The sequence below is a fragment of the Evansella clarkii genome (assembly GCF_002019695.1).
Taxonomy (GTDB): Bacteria; Bacillota; Bacilli; order Bacillales; family Salisediminibacteriaceae; genus Evansella; species Evansella clarkii.
This window is the reverse complement of record NZ_KV917376.1, coordinates 2,389,505-2,403,813: the sequence shown is the minus strand read 5'-3', so window position 1 is coordinate 2,403,813 and position 14,309 is coordinate 2,389,505. Positions and strand designations below refer to the sequence as shown.

Genomic DNA, 14,309 nt, shown 5'->3' with positions numbered 1-14,309 from the left:
ACTATACTTTATTGCTATTTTAACTATTGCTATACATAAAATTTGAAGAAATCCGGCACTTGGCCGGATTTCTTCTTTGTTTAAATCGTGAATAATATGAACTGGCTATTACTGTTTTAATACTTCCATGACGTTTTTCACGGAATCAACAGATTTTTGCAATGCCTCTTTTTCATCTTCATTCAGTTCGAGTTCAATTACCTTCTCGATTCCATCTCCGCCGAGAATAGTTGGCACTCCCAGATAAAGGTCTTCATAGCCATACTCGCCTTCCAGATAAGCAATGGAAGGAAGGATACGCTTTTTATCTTTAAGAATGGCCTCAACCATCTGAACGATCGATGCCGCAGGTGCATAATATGCGCTTCCTGTACCGAGAAGATTAACAATCTCTCCGCCGCCTTTTCTTGTACGCTCCACGATAGCATCCAGGCGGTCTTTAGAAATCAGTTTTTCAAGAGGGATGCCTCCAGCGTATGAATAGCGCAGCATAGGAACCATATCGTCACCATGGCCGCCAAGTACAAAGCCTGTTACATCCTCTACAGAGACATTAAGCTCCTGTGCAACAAATGTTCTGAAACGGGCAGTGTCAAGCACCCCCGACTGGCCGATAACACGGTTTTTAGGAAATCCGGATTCTTTGAAAACTGTATATGTCATCGCATCTACAGGGTTTGTCAGCACGATAATATAGCAGTCTGGAGAGTATTTTACAATCTCCTTTGTTACTTGTTTCATAATATTGGCATTAGTAGCAACAAGGTCGTCACGGCTCATACCTGGTTTTCTTGGAAGCCCTGCAGTAATGACAACAATATCAGAATCCGCCGTATCTTTATAATCGGATGTTCCAGTGATATTGGAATCAAAACCTTGTACAGGGCTGGCTTCCATCATATCCAGCGCTTTCCCCTTTACAGGATCTTCATTCTGGGGTATATCAACTATTACAACATCCCCAAGCTCCTTTTGGGCCGCCATGAGCGCTGTTGTTGTCCCTGTAAAGCCTCCGCCTACAACAGTGATTTTTTTGCGTTTAATAGCCATTGTTATCCGTCTCCTTCCAACCGGGAATCCCGTTTTAGAGGTTTTTGATCAGTTCGTCTGCAAACTCAGAAGTTTTCACTTCTGTTGCACCATCCATAAGACGGGCAAAGTCATAAGTTACTACTTTGCTTTCAATCGTTTTATCCATAGCATTTTCAATCATATCTGCTGCTTCAACCCATCCTAAATGACGAAGCATTAGTACTCCGGAAAGAAGGACAGAAGAAGGGTTTACTTTATCAAGGCCCGCATATTTTGGAGCAGTACCATGAGTTGCTTCGAAAATAGCGTGACCAGTTTTAAAGTTGATATTCGCCCCTGGAGCAATTCCAATACCGCCAACCTGTGCAGCTAAAGCATCAGAAATGTAGTCTCCGTTCAGGTTCATTGTTGCAACCACATCGAACTCTTTCGGACGAGTAAGGATTTGCTGAAGGAAAATATCAGCAATTGCGTCTTTAACGATGATCTTACCTTCATCTTCAGCTTTTGACTGAGCTTCATTCGCTGCGTCACGGCCTTTTTCTTCGACGATCTTATCGTACTGTGCCCAGGTGAATACTTTGTCACCGAACTCTTTTTCAGCAAGCTCATAACCCCAGCTTTTGAACGCGCCTTCTGTAAATTTCATGATGTTTCCTTTATGAACGATAGTTACGCTTTTTCTTCCATGCTCTAAAGCATACTCAATCGCAGAACGCACTAAACGGTGAGTACCTTCCTCAGATACTGGCTTGATACCGATTCCGGATGTTTCAGGGAAACGGATTTTCGTAGCTCCCATTTCATTTTGAAGGAAATCGATCAGTTTTTTAACCTCATCAGTGCCTTTCTGATATTCAATACCTGCATAGATATCTTCAGAGTTTTCACGGAAGATAACCATATCTGTATCCTGCGGGCGTTTAACCGGAGACGGCACCCCTTTGTACCAGCGTACAGGACGGAGGCACGCGTATAGGTCAAGTTCCTGGCGAAGTGCTACGTTAAGTGAACGGAAGCCACCGCCGATTGGAGTTGTTAAAGGACCTTTAATTGCAATGAAATATTCCTCGATTGTATCGAGTGTTTCCTGAGGGAGCCATTCGCCAGTCTTGTCATAGGCTTTTTCTCCTGCGAGAACCTCTTTCCATTCGATTTTCTTTTTGCCGCTGTATGCTTTATCAACAGCAGCTTCCATTACACGGGAAGCTGCCTTCCAGATATCCGGGCCGATGCCGTCACCCTCGATGAATGGGATAACCGGTGTATCCGGCACATTAAGAACACCATTATTAACTGTAATCTTTTCGCCTGCCATAAAATAACTCCTCCTCATAGTATGATCAAATATGTAATTACATGAGGAAAGGAAGGTAATTAAAGGCTCCTTCCCTTCCGTAATTCTCTTTAATTTATAAAACTATTATCTTTTCTCGATTGGCAGCCATTCCTGGCGGTCAGGCCCTGTGTACTCAGCACGCGGGCGGATGAGACGATTATTCTCGAACTGTTCAAGAATATGAGCGATCCAGCCGGAAATACGGCTAACTGCAAAAATTGGCGTGAACAGATCGTGCTCAATTCCAAGGCTGTGGTATACAGATGCAGAATAGAAATCTACGTTTGGAAGCAGGCCTTTTTCGTTTGTCACGATCTCATCAATTTTTACACTCATATCGTACCATTTTGTTTCCCCGGTAATATGAGTCAGCTGGCGGGACATTTCTTTTAAATGTTTAGCCCGCGGATCTCCATTTTTGTATACACGGTGGCCGAATCCCATAATTTTCACTTTACGGTCAAGGGCATCCTTTATATATGGTTCAGCTTTTTCCACTTCGCCAATCTCACTGAGCATCTTCATAACGCGCTCGTTAGCACCACCGTGAAGCGGACCCTTCAATGCGCCTATAGCAGCAGTTACACCTGAGTACATATCTGAAAGTGTAGCAACACATACTCTCGCAGTAAATGTAGATGCATTCAGTTCATGGTCAGCATGTAATACTAATGCTTTATTGAATGCCTTTTCTGAAATTTCATCAGGCTCTTCCCCATTAAGCATATACAGGAAGTTTGCCGCAAAACTCAGATCGTTTTTTGGAGCAACAGGATCTTTCCCATCCCGAATGCGGGAAAATGCTGTTACCAGCGTAGGAAGCTGAGCCTGCAGCTTGATTGCTTTTTGCCTGTTTGCTTCTTCACTTGTTTCATCAGCTGAACTGTCAAACAATCCCAGGTTCGAAACAGCAGTGCGGAGCGCAGCCATCGGATGTACATCTTTAATAGGGTAAGATTTCATTTGCTCAATAACAGCCTCAGGAACTGCTGCCGCATCTGCCAGTTCCTTTTTAAAGCTCTGGAGCTCTTCATAATCAGGTAACCGGTGGTTCCAAAGCAAGTAGACTACTTCTTCAAAACTAGCATTATCCGCTAAATCATCAATATCATACCCATGATATGTGAGGACCCCATCAATAATAGAGCTTACACTGGATGTAGTTGCAACTACACCTTCTAAACCTTTAGTTGTACTCATACCTACCTCTCCTTTGTTGAAAATTTAGGGGGTAACTTTCCTAATATAGTAATAAAGATGATAGATTTATGAAAGGAAAACGTATCAGAATAACGAACGATGAAATACTCAGTGCTATCAAGTTAAAAACGCTTTATGGAAATACTTTATTTGAAACGTGTTCCTTATTGCACAAATCATCACGTAACCACGTTCCCCGCGTAAGCGGTTACGAAAAATACTGCTGGATAACAAACAGGTAAGGATATGTAACCTGGAACGCCACAGTCCTATTATACCATTTTTAAACTTTTTGTGAACTTTTAATTATACTATTATTTTAATTTGTAAGAATAATCAAGCGAGTTTTCCCACTGTTTTCAGGAGAAAAACTGGACTACTCTCATCGCCATATAGGCTATCCCGGCCCCGATTAACGGGCCCACCGCCACTCCGTTAAAAACAGCCACTGCAAGGATAGTTCCGAAGACGAGTGCTGCCGTAATATGAGGATCGTTTTGAAGCAGCTCTACACCGTTTGCCGCTATGACAGCAACAAATATACCGGAAGCAAGGGCTATCCATGCATAATACGATTTAAGCGCTTCCTGCAATTCTTTAAAGCCGATTTCCCCGGTAACTATTGGAACGAGAACGGCAATTGTAATAATGGTTACACCGATATGTATCCCTTTCTGCTGCGCAAATGGGAATATCTTCTCACCTAAACCTGCCCATTTAACAGCAAGCAGAAAAACAACTGCTATTATGAGCGACTGGTTTTTAGCCAGTACCCCTATTAAAAGCAAAGCAAGCATAAACAATACAGCCTGGTTGAGCAACCACTTCATCCTCCTATACAACCTTACGATAATATTAACATACCCTTAAGAAGATAAAAAAAAACTTAGCTCATAAAGTTCAATTTGCTGCTTTATCTCATCCTCTTCTGTCATATTCTTTTTTCAGAAACATAGCTTGTCTTAAGGATATTTTCAGAAGGAGCCAATATATGAGAAGCAATACTCAGCTGCTTACCCGTGTGTGTTTCCTTGTACTATGGATAATCATTATTTGTGCAGGTCTGTATGTATTAACCGTCTATTTATACCCTTTCCTGATAGGACTGCTATTATCTTTAATTTTTCTCCCTTTTGTTAACTTTCTTGAAAACAAGTTTGGCTGGCATCGCTCAGCTGCTGTTTTCCTTGTTATTTCCAGTTTCATTTTTTTGTTTTTCGCAGCATTCACACTGCTCATTGCTGAAATAGCTGCCGGGCTGAACCACCTTACAAAGTCGCTGCCTGGACATATCGAAGACGGATTTTACAAGCTTCATGAATGGTTTGATACTACTGTCCTCCCTGTTTATGAAAGGCTCCTCGCTTTCACAAGAAAACTAAGTAACGAAGAACAGCAAATGCCCGTTGATTCACAGATAGAATCTTTGCTTACAGACCTGGGAAGCCAGGCTGGAAGTGTTATTCAGTATTTCCTTAATAATCTCGCTGAACTGATTTTGTCTCTTCCTAATGCGCTTACTGTGTTTTTTTTCGCCCTTCTCGCTTCTTTTTTTATCACGAAGGACTGGCCAGTAATGATGGAATGGCTGAATAGTAAAATTCACAGGAAAATTAATAAGCTTGCCGGAAATATTATTTTTCATTTAAAACAGGCTGTGACCGGTTATGCTCTTGCACAATTTATTTTAGTTTCAATAACCGGGATCATCGTGCTTACAGGACTGCTCATTCTTCAAATCAAATATGCAGTCACAGCAGCTCTGCTCATCGCACTGGTGGATTTATTCCCTTATTTAGGTACAGGCCTGATATTTATACCGTGGGTCTTATACTCCTTTTTTTCAGGGGAATGGAGCCTTTCAATTGGGCTGTCTGTTTTATACGCTATAGTAATCATCCAGAGGCAGCTGGCTGAACCTAAAATAATTTCCAGGCATATAGGCATCCCTCCCCTCGCCTTGCTCATTACTTTATTTTTAAGCTACCAAATTTTCGGGGTGCTGGGTCTCCTCATGGGGCCGGCTCTGTTTATCATCGCCCAGTCACTCATTAAAGCAGGTGTAATCGAAGAGATTGGCAAATATATTAAAGATGGCGCCAGAAAAGCATAATTTTAAAAGTTTCAGGAGGTTGGCATTTTTGGGGCGTTTGGTCGGTGCATTGTCTATGGTTTAGGCTGGCGGGGAGGCGGAGCAGGATGCTAATGCGCTCTCTTTTTTTTTTGTTTTTTGGAGGTTCGTTATTGTGGTGCTCTTGCATTACTGATCTGTATGATTTTTTCTTCGAGCGGGCATGGGGAGGTACTCTTGTGTTACCGCTCTCTGCGAATTTATCCACGAGCGGGCATGCGAGACGCTCTTACGTTACCGCTCTTCACATATTTTTACTCAAGCGGGCATGTGAGACTCTCTTGCGTTACCGCTCTTCACATATTTTTACTCAAGCGGGCATGCGAGAACCTCTCACGTTACCGCTCTTCACGTATTTTTACTCCAGTGGGCATACAAGACTCTCTTGCGTTACCGTTCGCCGTGATTTTCCGCGCTTCAAGATGAAAAAAGGCTGTCCTATCAACCGGCTTTCGGTTGCAGGTCAGCCTTTTCTTTCTGTTTTTTCCGCGACTACGAGTTTTACCAGCGTCTGTTATTAATAAAAACAACTTTTCCTGAATTGATCAGTTTTTCAAATATTCGCTGCAGAAAGCCTTTTAATATCGCTCGTGTTTGTGGAAGGAGTAAAAAGAAACCGACACCGTCAGTAATAAACCCTGGAGTTAACAGCAAAACAGCACCAACAAGGATGCAAACACCATCAAGTATGACACCGCTCGGTATCTGGCCTTGTGAGGCCTGCATCTGGGCGGTTCTTATGGCGTTCAAGCCTTCCTTCTTAGCAAGAGCAGCTCCCAGGACCCCTGTCAGTACAATTAAAAGTAATGTCACAAGAATACCAAATGTATTGCCTGCCAGTATTAAAACTGCAATTTCCAGAGCCGGGACAACTATAAGCAGTAATAATAATATTTTCCCCATAATACCAGCCTACTTTCCTTGTATTCAGTATATATACGAATTGCATCGCGATTTGTTTCAGTCAATCCTTATAAGATATTAAAAATGAGGAGGGATTCTGTCCCTCCTCATACAAAATTATATTACACTTGCCTGTCCTTTGTAAATATCGCCATGGTGGCCGTCAACAGTTATTTCTTCACCATCCTCAAAGAGATCAACTGCTTTATCAACTCCAACGATTACAGGAATGCCAAGACTCAGGCCTACGACAGCAGCGTGTGATGTCAAACCGCCCTGCTCCGTTATAACTGCAGATGCTTTTTCAAAGGCTTCCATCATATCACGGTCTGTAGCAGGAGTAATTAGTATATCTCCCTGAGTTGTTTTTTCAATAGCTTCTTTTGCATTTAATGCTACCACAGCTTTACCAGTAGCTGTTTTGCGGCCGATACCTTGTCCTCTTGCAGCAACTTCCCCCACTACATGAACCTTCAGAAGGTTCGTAGTGCCTTTTTTGCCTACAGGGACTCCGGCAGTTATAACTACAAGGTCGCCGCGTTTAATATAACCGGCTTTCATGGCCACATCAACTGACATCTGAAGCATTTCGTCTGTTGTGCTTACCCGTTCACTCACCTGAGCATAAACTCCCCATGTAAGAGAAAGTGCGCGGCAAACCTGCTTGCTGCTGGTTGCTGCCACAATCGGTGACTCAGGACGGTACTTGGCTATCATTCTCGCTGTATGTCCGCTCTCCGTAGCTGTCAATATAGCAGCAGCATGAAGATTTAAAGCCGTATGGGAAACAGACTGGCTGATAGCATCTGTTATGGATTGTTCGCTTTCTTTACTTCTCTTGCGGAGAATATCTTCATACTTCAGGCCTGTCTCTGTTTTCTCGGCAATGTTTCTCATTGTCTGTACAGATTCTACAGGATAAGAGCCTGCAGCAGTTTCGCCGGAAAGCATGATTGCATCCGTACCGTCAAAAATAGCATTGGCAACGTCACTTGCTTCTGCACGTGTAGGACGAGGGTTACGCTGCATGGAATCAAGCATTTGGGTAGCTGTTATAACCGGTTTTCCAAGCTTATTACATTTTTTAATCAGATCTTTCTGTACAAGAGGTACATCCTCTGCAGGAATCTCCACTCCAAGGTCTCCCCTGGCAACCATCAGACCGTCAGAGACTTCCAGGATTTCGTCAATATTATCGACGCCTTCCTGGTTTTCGATCTTAGGGATAATCTGAATATGGCCTGCATTATGCTCTTCAAGCAGCTCGCGGATTTCAAGTACATCAGAAGCCCGGCGTACAAAAGACGCTGCAACAAAGTCAACATCTTCTTTTATACCGAAAATAATATCATTGGCATCTTTTTCTGTGATCCCCGGCAGGTTCACACTTACACCAGGTACGTTGACACCTTTTTTGTTCTTGAGGACACCGTTGTTAATTACTTCTGCAGTAAGTTCGTTGTCTCCCATTTCAGTGACTCTAAGTTCGATCAGGCCATCATCCAGAAGGATAATGGAACCGACGTTTACATCATTAATGAGACCTTCATAAGAAACTGAGAACTTCTCACGTGTACCCACTACCTCAGTCATAGAGATTTTTACTGTGGAACCAAGCTCAAGTTCAATTTCTCCGCCTTCCATAGTATGTGTACGAATTTCAGGGCCTTTTGTATCGAGCAGAATTCCCACATTCTGGTTAAGCTCTTCAGCCGCTTTACGGATGTTGTGGATTCTCGCTCTGTGTTCATCATGGTCTCCATGGGAAAAATTAAGCCTGGCTACATTCATTCCGGCTGAAATCAGTTCTTTAAGCTTATCAATACTTTCACTCGCTGGACCTATAGTACATACAATTTTAGTTTTTCTCACTTGATATCCTCCTCTGTTTTAAACAAAAAGCATTAAATAAATCCTTACAGACTCTTTTCCCAAACGAAAGCCAGGACAAAACTGCCTGTCCCGGCTGTTTAGATCATTTTCCCCTTTTGGGAAGAAAATAATAAAGCAGCATTTATTAAATCGATAATTCTTTGGATAGGTTATACATATTTATATCCAGTTTATGTTCAAATTTCAGTGCATCATCGAAGCTGTGGGATACAAGTTCATTCTTCTGTACACCTACCATTTTCCCTGCCTCTCCATCCAGAAGCAATTCAACCGCATATGCACCCAGACGGCTTGCAAGAACCCTGTCTGAAGCTGTCGGCGATCCGCCGCGCTGAATATGGCCCAGAACAGTCACTCTCGTTTCAAGCCCTGCACGCTCATCAATTATCTTCCCTATCTCCACGCCGGAAGCTGCTCCTTCGGCAACCACGATAATACTGTGTGTTTTACCACGATCATGTCCTCGCTTAAGCCTTTTAAGCACATCATCTATATCATATTTCTCTTCAGGGATAAGAATCGTCTCGGCACCGTCTGCAAGCCCGGACCACAGCGCAATATCACCAGCGTCCCTTCCCATAACTTCGATTACATATGTTCTTTCATGGGAAGTTGCCGTATCACGAATCTTATCAATTGCATCAATAACTGTGTTCAGGGCAGTATCAAAACCGATTGTAAAATCAGTTCCTGAAATATCATTATCAATTGTCCCTGGCACGCCCACTGTTGGGAAACCATGTTCAGTCAGTTTCTTAGCACCCTGAAAAGAACCGTCTCCTCCAATTACAACGAGACCTTCGATACCGAATTTTTTCAGCTGTTCTACACCTTTCAGCTGGCCCTCTTCTGTTCTGAATTCTTCACAGCGTGCAGTATAAAGCATCGTTCCGCCTCGGTGGATTATATCCCCTACAGACCCTACTTCTAGTTTTTGTATATTTCCGCTAATAAGCCCGGCATACCCATAGTAAATACCGTACACTTCAATGTCATGGTAAATAGCTTTTCTCACTACAGCTCTTATTGCCGCGTTCATTCCAGGCGAATCTCCGCCGCTTGTAAGCACTCCAATACGTTTCATAGTTGTATATCTCACCTCTTAAAGTGTCTTCATTTTTTAATATGTGTTAAAAATACCACTTTCATTTATTAAAAACAACAGAGATCAGACGTCATACAAAAAAGCTTTCCCGTTCCCGGGAAAGCGAAAACCTTATACCATAGTATTGATACCGTTTACACTGCCGTACTCACCAATTTTTTTAAATTTATTATAACGTTGGCTTACAAGCTCCTCTTTTCCTAATTTCCCCAGTTCGTCAAGGGAGCTCTCAATAATTTGGCGAATATTGGCAGCCTGCTCATCCACATTCCGGTGAGCTCCTCCGCGAACCTCAGGAATTACTCCATCAATGAGGTCAAGATTCGAGAGGTCAGGAGCAGTGATTTTCATCGTTTCTGCAGCGCGTCTTGCCTGTGAAGAATCTTTCCATAAGAGAGCAGCAGCTCCTTCTGGAGAGATAACTGAATACGTTGAATTCTCAAGCATATATATTTTGTCTCCTACACCGAGAGCCAGCGCGCCTCCGCTTCCTCCTTCACCAATAACAATACATATTATGGGAACTTTGAGTCCCGCCATTTCCAGCAGGTTGCGGGCAATGGCTTCACTTTGCCCCCGCTCCTCGGATTCAATTCCCGGATCTGCGCCTTTCGTATCAATAAAACAAATAACCGGACGGCTGAATTTTTCTGCCTGTTTCATTAGCCGGAGCGCTTTCCTGTATCCTTCTGGACGAGGCATACCAAAGTTTCTCTTTATATTTTCTTTTGTATCTTTTCCCCTCTGATGCCCAATTACGGTTACCGGTACCCCGTTAAATTTTCCAATACCTCCGACAATCGCTTTATCGTCCCCGTACAAACGGTCACCATGTAATTCCATAAAGTCTGTAAAAAGCCTGTTTATGTAATCATTTGTGGTTGGCCTTTTAGTATGCCTGGCAATCTGCACGCGTTCCCAGGGAGTAAGATTACCATATATATCTTTCTCCAGCTGTTCCAGACGCCCTTCCAGTTTTTCGATTTCTCCGGATAGATCGATACCTTTTTCAGTTGTAAATTCTTTTAATTCAGTGATTTTATTTCTTAATTCAATAATTGGTTTTTCAAAAGGCAGTTGGTGATCAGCCATTTTATCCCTCCTTTTCCAAGGCTGCTGGACTATGCAGATCGAGAATGACCGCAAGTGTTTTTCTCATTTCGTTACGTGGAACCACTTTATCAAGCTGACCGTGTTCAAGCAGAAACTCTGCAGTCTGAAAATCATCCGGCAGCTTCTGGCGAATAGTCTGTTCTATTATTCTTCGCCCTGCGAATCCTATTAACGCTCCAGGTTCAGCAAGGTTTATATCTCCAAGAGAGGCGAAACTTGCTGATACTCCTCCTGTTGTAGGGTGTGTCATAACACTTATAAACAGCTGGCCTCTTTCATGGAGCTGGTTTAAAGCGGCGCTTGTTTTTGCCATTTGCATTAAACTGAATACACCTTCCTGCATCCTTGCTCCACCGGAAGCCGAGAACATAATAAAGGGGACGTTTTTCTCAATAGCTTTTTCAATAGCTCTCGTAATCTTTTCCCCGACAACTGATCCCATACTTCCCATACGGAAGCGAGAATCCATCACTCCGATTACAGCCGGGTAGCCTTCGATAGTCCCTTCACCTGTGATGATCGCTTCGTTGATATTTGTTTTTTCCCGGTCAGCTGCAGATTTTTCAGCATAAGAAGGAAATTCCAGAGGATCCTTGGAAATCATATCAGCGTCGTATTCTGTAAAGCTATCAGCATCAAGGGTGAGATCGACTCTTTCGTAGGCAGTTATACCGTGATGATGACCACAGCCTTCACAAACCATAAGTACTTTTCTAAGTTTTTTAGTATACATAATAGTTTTACATTTTGGGCATTTAGTCATTAAACCTTCAGGAACTTCCTGTTTCGCCTGTTCAGAAGGGATAGTAGCGTATTTTCTTCTTTTGTTAAATATGTCCCGTAGCACAACCTCACCTCTTAAAGTTAGAAATTATAATTAATGGCTTTATGAACATTGATTTTCGCTTCAGGAGGCTCGCTTGCACCACAGGCATAAGCACAACATCTGCTAAATCTTCACTACGTTTGTTTTCGCAGTGTTTTCTTTACCTCGGGCATTGCGGTTCATGTCACTTCCTCTGCGAGTATCGCTCTGGAGCAAGGTCCGTCGAGACAACTCGCAGTATTTCATGATGCCTTGCTGTTGCTATTCCCGACCGGCAAGAGCATAGCTCTTCCGCAAATTCGTCGATTTGTCTCGACGTATATTCTGCGGAGCTAATCAGGAAGAGGAAGAGACAGTCTCGCACCTTTCACGAAATTCAACAAGTTCATAATCAACATCAGCTTTTAGCAGATCCTGAATAATAAATCTCTGTGGAAGTCATCATACACCGGAATTAATTATTATTCAAGGTTGCTATTAGTAACTGGTGTTAATAAAATTCGTTTAAAAACGACTGTTTTCGAGGTGGTCCCTTAAAGACCGTACAGCCGCGTCTTCATCTTTATCTATGAGTCCCTGTAAAATAGAACGATGTTCCAGAATTGCATTTTCCGGCCGCCCTTCCCGGGACAAGGACTTTTTTAATGCAACCTTGCTGTATTCAACCAGTGGGCGCCACATATTCAGCATCAGCCTGTTCTGGCTTGATTCCACAAGAGTCTTATGAAATAAATAATCCTCTTCTACCGGAAGAATTCCGCCGGACCATTTTTTTGCAGAAGTTTCGAGCAGTTGTTCCAGTTTCTCCAGCTGCTCTGCCGTTATCCGCCTGCAGGCAAGTCTGACTGCCTCCACTTCAATAATTCTCCGTGTTTCAGTAACATCTTTTCTGGCCCCTTCATCTCTCAAAAAAAAGCTGGCCAGTATCTCAGTCAGTTTGTGTCCGCCGGAACGCCTGATAAAGGTTCCTTCCCCTTTTCTCGTTTCAATCAGATCAAGCAGCTCCAGGGCGCGTAATGCTTCGCGCACGGAAGATCTTCCAGCGTTCAGACGGTCTGCCAGTTCTCTTTCCGATGGAAGCTTATCCCCTGGCAGTAATTCATCTTCATGAATAATAGCGTTAATTTCTTTTAAAATATTCAGATATACTTTGCTTTTTTCACTCATTATGGCACCTGCCTTATTTTCCATGCTAACGCAGGCACTGCCCCGGCCGGCCCGAAAGCCGGCTGTACAGCAGTCCTCAGCTGCTCCTGATCAGTTCGCCAGGAAACAGTTAAATGTTTATTTCTCTTCAATCATAGTAAGCTGCCGAGTTTTTTCAGCCACTGCCTCCGGGTCCACTTTTCTGCGTGCTACACCTGTTTCCATAGCCGCTCTTGCCACACTCTTTGCAACAGCTGGAGCTACCCTTGAATCAAACGGGCCAGGAATAACATAATCTGCGTTTAGTTCTTTTTCGTTAATTAACTCTGCTATTGCGTGGACAGCAGCCACTTTCATTTCCTCATTTATATGAGTAGCGTAAACATCAAGGGCACCGCGGAAAATCCCAGGAAAAGCAAGTACATTATTTACCTGATTAGGGAAGTCAGATCGGCCAGTCCCGATAACACTTGCTCCCGCTTCTTTTGCGTCTTCCGGCATGATTTCCGGTACCGGGTTTGCCATTGCGAAAATAATTGGGTCCGGATTCATGCTCTCCACCATTTCTTTTGTCAGTGCGCCTGCAACTGAAACTCCAACAAATACATCAGTATCTTTTATTACTTCACCCAGGCTGCCCTGTTTTCTTTCTCTGTTCGTCACTTTTGCAAGTTCATCTTTTAAGTCATTCATTCCATGTGTACGGCCTTCATAGATTGCCCCTTTTGAGTCACAGAGAATAAAATCTTTACAGCCCATACTTTTCAGAAGCTTAATAATAGCGATACCGGCTGCTCCAGCTCCATTAATGACAACTTTTATTTCCTGCATAGATTTCCCTGTGATTTTTAAAGCGTTTAGCAGTCCTGCAGCTGTTACAATAGCAGTACCGTGCTGGTCATCATGGAAAACAGGAATGTTCATTTCCTTTTTCAGTCGTTCTTCAATTTCAAAGCATTTCGGAGCAGCGATATCCTCCAGGTTAATTCCTCCAAAGGTAGGCTCCATCAGCTTCACTGTATTAACTATTTCGTCAACATCGTTTGTATTCAGGCAAATTGGAAAAGCGTCCACGCCTGCAAATGATTTAAACAGAACGGCCTTCCCTTCCATTACCGGCATTGCTGCTTCTGGCCCGATATTTCCCAGTCCGAGAACGGCTGTCCCGTCTGAGACTACACCAACCATATTTCCTTTTACTGTATATTCATATACAGACTGAGGATCATCAAAAATCTCTTTACAAGGTTCAGCGACACCTGGGGAATAAGCTAAAGATAAATCTTTTGAATTTCGTACTGCTACTTTTGCAGTCGTTTCAAGCTTGCCCTTTTTTACCCGGTGCATATGTAATGCTTCTTCACGTAATGTTGCCACTCTGTTCAACTCCTTATTGTGTTAGCTTCTTTTTCTTCATAGCAATTTCCCGAACTGAATAATTCTTAACCTTCAGTAATTAAAGAGATAAGGGCGGTTTTCCATGAAAAAAAGGAAAAGCCGCCGGAGCATGTCTTTACAATAACCGTAATGTTACCCCGTCTTTATCCAGTAATAAATGCTGTTGATAAAAGCATCGCCAGTGGTCTGACCACTTTACTCTAAATATTATAACAAATTAACA

General features: G+C 42.9%; 13 protein-coding genes. 1 reads left to right on the top strand and 12 read right to left on the bottom strand.

Going from position 1 to position 14,309, the window contains the following annotated elements:
• Positions 1-108: 108 nt before the first annotated feature.
• The 4 genes from mdh to BK582_RS10900 form a co-directional block, all read right to left on the bottom strand.
• On the bottom strand, positions 109-1,050 hold the full coding sequence (mdh, locus tag BK582_RS10915) for a malate dehydrogenase (protein ID WP_078595064.1): 942 nt from the start codon (positions 1,048-1,050) through the stop codon (positions 109-111).
• A 34-nt stretch (positions 1,051-1,084) separates the two neighbouring features.
• Positions 1,085-2,350: an NADP-dependent isocitrate dehydrogenase gene (gene icd / locus BK582_RS10910; RefSeq protein WP_078595063.1), complete on the bottom strand. Its 1,266-nt coding sequence runs from the start codon at positions 2,348-2,350 to the stop codon at positions 1,085-1,087.
• Between the two features lie 105 nt (positions 2,351-2,455).
• A complete protein-coding gene (gene citZ / locus BK582_RS10905) occupies positions 2,456-3,571 on the bottom strand; it encodes a citrate synthase (protein WP_078595062.1) in 1,116 nt (371 codons plus the stop codon).
• Positions 3,572-3,930: 359 nt separating this feature from the next.
• Complete coding sequence (locus tag BK582_RS10900; RefSeq protein ID WP_078595061.1) at positions 3,931-4,401, bottom strand: DUF441 domain-containing protein; 471 nt, start codon at positions 4,399-4,401, stop codon at positions 3,931-3,933.
• Between the two features lie 161 nt (positions 4,402-4,562).
• Here BK582_RS10900 and ytvI point away from each other — a divergent pair, with 161 nt between their 5' ends.
• Positions 4,563-5,684 (top strand): sporulation integral membrane protein YtvI, encoded by a 1,122-nt coding sequence (gene ytvI, locus BK582_RS10895; RefSeq protein ID WP_078595060.1) that lies wholly within the window; start codon positions 4,563-4,565, stop codon positions 5,682-5,684.
• Between the two features lie 519 nt (positions 5,685-6,203).
• Here the strand turns inward: ytvI and BK582_RS10890 are convergent.
• The 8 genes from BK582_RS10890 to ystJ form a co-directional block, all read right to left on the bottom strand.
• Positions 6,204-6,605, bottom strand: a complete 402-nt coding sequence (locus BK582_RS10890) for an FxsA family protein (protein WP_078595059.1) — start codon at positions 6,603-6,605, stop codon at positions 6,204-6,206.
• Between the two features lie 117 nt (positions 6,606-6,722).
• Positions 6,723-8,477: a pyruvate kinase gene (gene pyk, locus BK582_RS10885; RefSeq protein WP_078595058.1), complete on the bottom strand. Its 1,755-nt coding sequence runs from the start codon at positions 8,475-8,477 to the stop codon at positions 6,723-6,725.
• Between the two features lie 145 nt (positions 8,478-8,622).
• Positions 8,623-9,582 (bottom strand): 6-phosphofructokinase, encoded by a 960-nt coding sequence (pfkA, locus tag BK582_RS10880; protein ID WP_078595057.1) that lies wholly within the window; start codon positions 9,580-9,582, stop codon positions 8,623-8,625.
• Positions 9,583-9,714: 132 nt separating this feature from the next.
• Positions 9,715-10,695 carry an acetyl-CoA carboxylase carboxyl transferase subunit alpha gene (accA, locus tag BK582_RS10875; RefSeq protein WP_078595056.1) on the bottom strand — a complete coding sequence of 327 codons (981 nt, stop codon included), beginning with the start codon at positions 10,693-10,695 and terminating at the stop codon, positions 9,715-9,717.
• A 1-nt stretch (position 10,696) separates the two neighbouring features.
• Positions 10,697-11,563 carry an acetyl-CoA carboxylase, carboxyltransferase subunit beta gene (gene accD, locus BK582_RS10870; RefSeq protein WP_078595055.1) on the bottom strand — a complete coding sequence of 289 codons (867 nt, stop codon included), beginning with the start codon at positions 11,561-11,563 and terminating at the stop codon, positions 10,697-10,699.
• A gap of 483 nt (positions 11,564-12,046) precedes the next feature.
• The gene (locus BK582_RS10865; protein WP_078595054.1) at positions 12,047-12,709 is read right to left on the bottom strand and encodes a FadR/GntR family transcriptional regulator; all 663 of its coding nucleotides are present in this window, start codon (positions 12,707-12,709) and stop codon (positions 12,047-12,049) included.
• Positions 12,709-12,840, bottom strand: coding sequence for a hypothetical protein (locus BK582_RS28070; RefSeq protein WP_269148951.1), 132 nt, complete (start codon positions 12,838-12,840; stop codon positions 12,709-12,711). Before BK582_RS28070 ends, BK582_RS10865 begins: the two co-directional genes overlap by 1 nt.
• Positions 12,827-14,035, bottom strand: coding sequence for an NADP-dependent malic enzyme (gene ystJ / locus BK582_RS10860; RefSeq protein ID WP_078597958.1), 1,209 nt, complete (start codon positions 14,033-14,035; stop codon positions 12,827-12,829). Before ystJ ends, BK582_RS28070 begins: the two co-directional genes overlap by 14 nt.
• Positions 14,036-14,309 lie beyond the last annotated feature (274 nt).